The organism is Micromonospora sp. NPDC049799 (genome assembly GCF_040656655.1).
Classification (GTDB): domain Bacteria; phylum Actinomycetota; class Actinomycetes; order Mycobacteriales; family Micromonosporaceae; genus Micromonospora.
Window position 1 is genome coordinate 1 of record NZ_JBFAMU010000634.1, and the last position, 2,575, is coordinate 2,575.

A 2,575-nucleotide genomic window follows, 5' to 3' on the forward strand; every position below is an offset into this window, starting at 1 on the left:
GGCGCGGGGGGGGGGGGGCCGGGGGGGGGGGGGGGGGGGGGGGGGGGGGGGGGGCGGCGGGGGGCCGCGGGGGGGGGGGTGCGGGCCGGGCGTCAGGGGGTGCCGAGGAACGCCAGGACGCGGGTCCAGGTGGCCTCGGCGGCGATCGGGTCGTGGTCGGGCGAGTCCGGGTCGGTCCACAGGTGCCCGGCACCGGGGTAGCGGTGCACCGCCAGCGCCGCGCCGGCCCCCGTCATCGCCTGCCGCCACTCGTCCAGCTCGTCCGCCGGCTCGTACTCGTCCGGGTCGGCCAGGTGCAGATCGACGCGCAGGCCCGGCCGGACCTCCTCGGGTGCGCCACCGGAGCCGTGCAGCAGGAGCAGCCCGGCGGTGCCGGGACGTTCGGCCAGCATCGCGCCGGCCACCCCCGCGCCCATCGACAGGCCGGCGAGCACGACGTCGGGCGGCAGCTCCCGGACCGCCGCCCGGGCCCGGTCCAGCACGACGTCGTGGCCGATCGTGTCGAACAGCGCGAAGCCCTCGTCGACGGTGTCGGTGGCCGGCACCCCGTACAGGTCCGGGGTCTGGACGTGGTGGCCGGCGGCGCGCAGCCGGTCGGCGGCGGCGATGACGGCGGGCCGCAGCCCGTGGACCGTGTGGAAGAGCACGACGTGTCCCATCGGGACATCCTGCCGCAGCCCGCCGACGAAGCTCCGGCGCGACACCGCCCGCGCGGCAACTCGACGTCACGGGGTGCGGGTGGTCAGCCGCCGTTCAGGGTGCGGCTGCGGCCCCGGAACTCGGCGACCACCTCGCCGTCGTCCCGGGTGACGGTGACGTCGTAGATGCCGCTGCGGCCGTACCGGGTGCGCTCGGTCGCCCGCGCGATCAGCAGGTCACCGGCGTGGGCCGGCCGCACGAAGGTGATCTCGCCCCCGGCGGCGACGGTGACCGGCCCGTGGCTGTTGCAGGCCAGCGCGAAGGCGGTGTCGGCGAGCAGGAACACAAAACCGCCGTGGGCGATGGCGTGGCCGTTGACCATCGCGTCGGTCACCCGCATCCGGGCCACCGCCGCGCCGTCGGCGGCCTCCACCAGCTCGATGCCGAGTCCGCGCGAGGCGGGGTCGGCGTCGAACATGTCGTACGCGGCGTTGCGCTCGGCCACCGTCACCCGTCCCGCCGCCGGTCCACGATGCGGCGCATCTTGCCCATCGACCGCTCCACCCCGTCCGGGGCGATCACCTGGACCGCCACGCTCACCCCGACGGTGTTCTTGACCAGCTCGGCCAGGTGCGCGCCGGCCGCGTCGGCGGCGTCGGTGTCCACCCCGGACCGTCGCTCCACCCGCACGGTCAGCGTGTCCATGCGTCCCTGCCGGCCCAGGACGCACTGGAAGTGTGGCGAGAGCTGCGGCATCCGCAGGATCAGCTCCTCGATCTGGGTGGGGAAGACGTTCACCCCCCGGACGATCATCATGTCGTCGGTCCGCCCGGTGATCTTCTCGATCCGGCGCATCGGCCGCGCGGTGCCCGGCAGCAGCCGGGTGAGGTCGCGGGTACGGTAGCGGACCACCGGCATCGCCTCTCTGGTGAGCGAGGTGAGGACCAGCTCCCCCCGCTCCCCGTCGGGCAGGACCGCCCCGGTCACCGGGTCGATGATCTCCGGGTAGAAGTGGTCCTCCCACAGGTGCAGGCCGTCCTTGGTCTCCACGCACTCGTTGGCCACGCCCGGCCCCATCACCTCCGACAGGCCGTAGATGTCCACGGCGTGCAGGTCGAGGCGGCGTTCCATCTCGCGGCGCATGTCCTCGGTCCACGGCTCCGCGCCGAAGATGCCCACGCGCAGGGAGGTGGCCGCCGGCTCGATCCCCTGGCGTTCCATCTCGTCCACGATCGCCAGCATGTAGCTGGGGGTGACCATGATGACCTCGGGTTCGAAGTCCCGGATGAGCGTCACCTGGCGCTCGGTCATGCCGCCGGACACGGGGATGACGGTGCAGCCCAGCTCCTCGGCGCCGTAGTGGGCGCCGAGGCCGCCGGTGAACAGCCCGTAGCCGTACGCGACGTGCACCCGGTCGCCGGGGCGTCCCCCGGAGGCGCGGATCGAGCGGGCCATCAGCCGGGCCCAGGTACGCAGGTCGTCGGCGGTGTAGCCGACCACGGTGGGCCGGCCCGTGGTGCCCGAGGAGGCGTGCAGCCGGGCGATCCGTTCCCGGGGCACGGCGAACATGCCGAACGGGTAGTTCTCCCGCAGCTCGGCCTTGCCGGTGAACGGGAAGCGGGCCAGGTCGGCCAGGTCGCGGCAGTCGTCGGGGTGGACCGCGGCGGCCTCGAAGGCCCGGCGGTAGTGCGGCACGTTGTCGTACGCGTGCCGCAGCGACCAGCGCAGCCGGTCGAGTTGCAGGGCGCGCAACTCGTCGACGCCGGCCCGCTCGATCGGTTCGAGGTGCTCGGGCAGCGGCGTCCGGTCCTCCATGGCGGTACCGTACGCCCGCCCGGGTCGTGGCACCACCGGCGGCCGTGCCGGCCCCGGCCACCTCGTGCGGCGCGGAGGCCGGGGCCCGCCGGTCAGACGGTGAGCAGCGCCTTGCCGAGGG

3 protein-coding genes are annotated in these 2,575 nt (G+C 74.9%); all 3 read right to left on the reverse strand.

Annotated elements, in window-relative coordinates; translation table 11 throughout:
- Nucleotides 1-92: 92 nt before the first annotated feature.
- A complete protein-coding gene (locus AB0I76_RS27530) occupies nucleotides 93-659 on the reverse strand; it encodes a dienelactone hydrolase family protein (protein ID WP_357041338.1) in 567 nt (188 codons plus the stop codon).
- A gap of 83 nt (nucleotides 660-742) precedes the next feature.
- Nucleotides 743-1,117 carry a hydroxyphenylacetyl-CoA thioesterase PaaI gene (gene paaI / locus AB0I76_RS27535; protein WP_357041343.1) on the reverse strand — a complete coding sequence of 125 codons (375 nt, stop codon included), beginning with the start codon at nucleotides 1,115-1,117 and terminating at the stop codon, nucleotides 743-745.
- 29 nt (nucleotides 1,118-1,146) lie between these two features.
- The gene (paaK, locus tag AB0I76_RS27540; RefSeq protein WP_357041340.1) at nucleotides 1,147-2,454 is read right to left on the reverse strand and encodes a phenylacetate--CoA ligase PaaK; all 1,308 of its coding nucleotides are present in this window, start codon (nucleotides 2,452-2,454) and stop codon (nucleotides 1,147-1,149) included.
- Between the last annotated feature and the right edge of the window lie 121 nt (nucleotides 2,455-2,575).

Bases quoted from the DNA above. Each gene is read 5' to 3' on its own strand.
- paaK (WP_357041340.1), bottom strand. From the start codon at position 2,454: ATGGAGGACCGGACGCCGCTGCCCGAGCACCTCGAACCGATCGAGCGG.
- paaI (WP_357041343.1), bottom strand. From the start codon at position 1,117: ATGTTCGACGCCGACCCCGCCTCGCGCGGACTCGGCATCGAGCTGGTG.
- AB0I76_RS27530 (WP_357041338.1), bottom strand. From the start codon at position 659: ATGGGACACGTCGTGCTCTTCCACACGGTCCACGGGCTGCGGCCCGCC.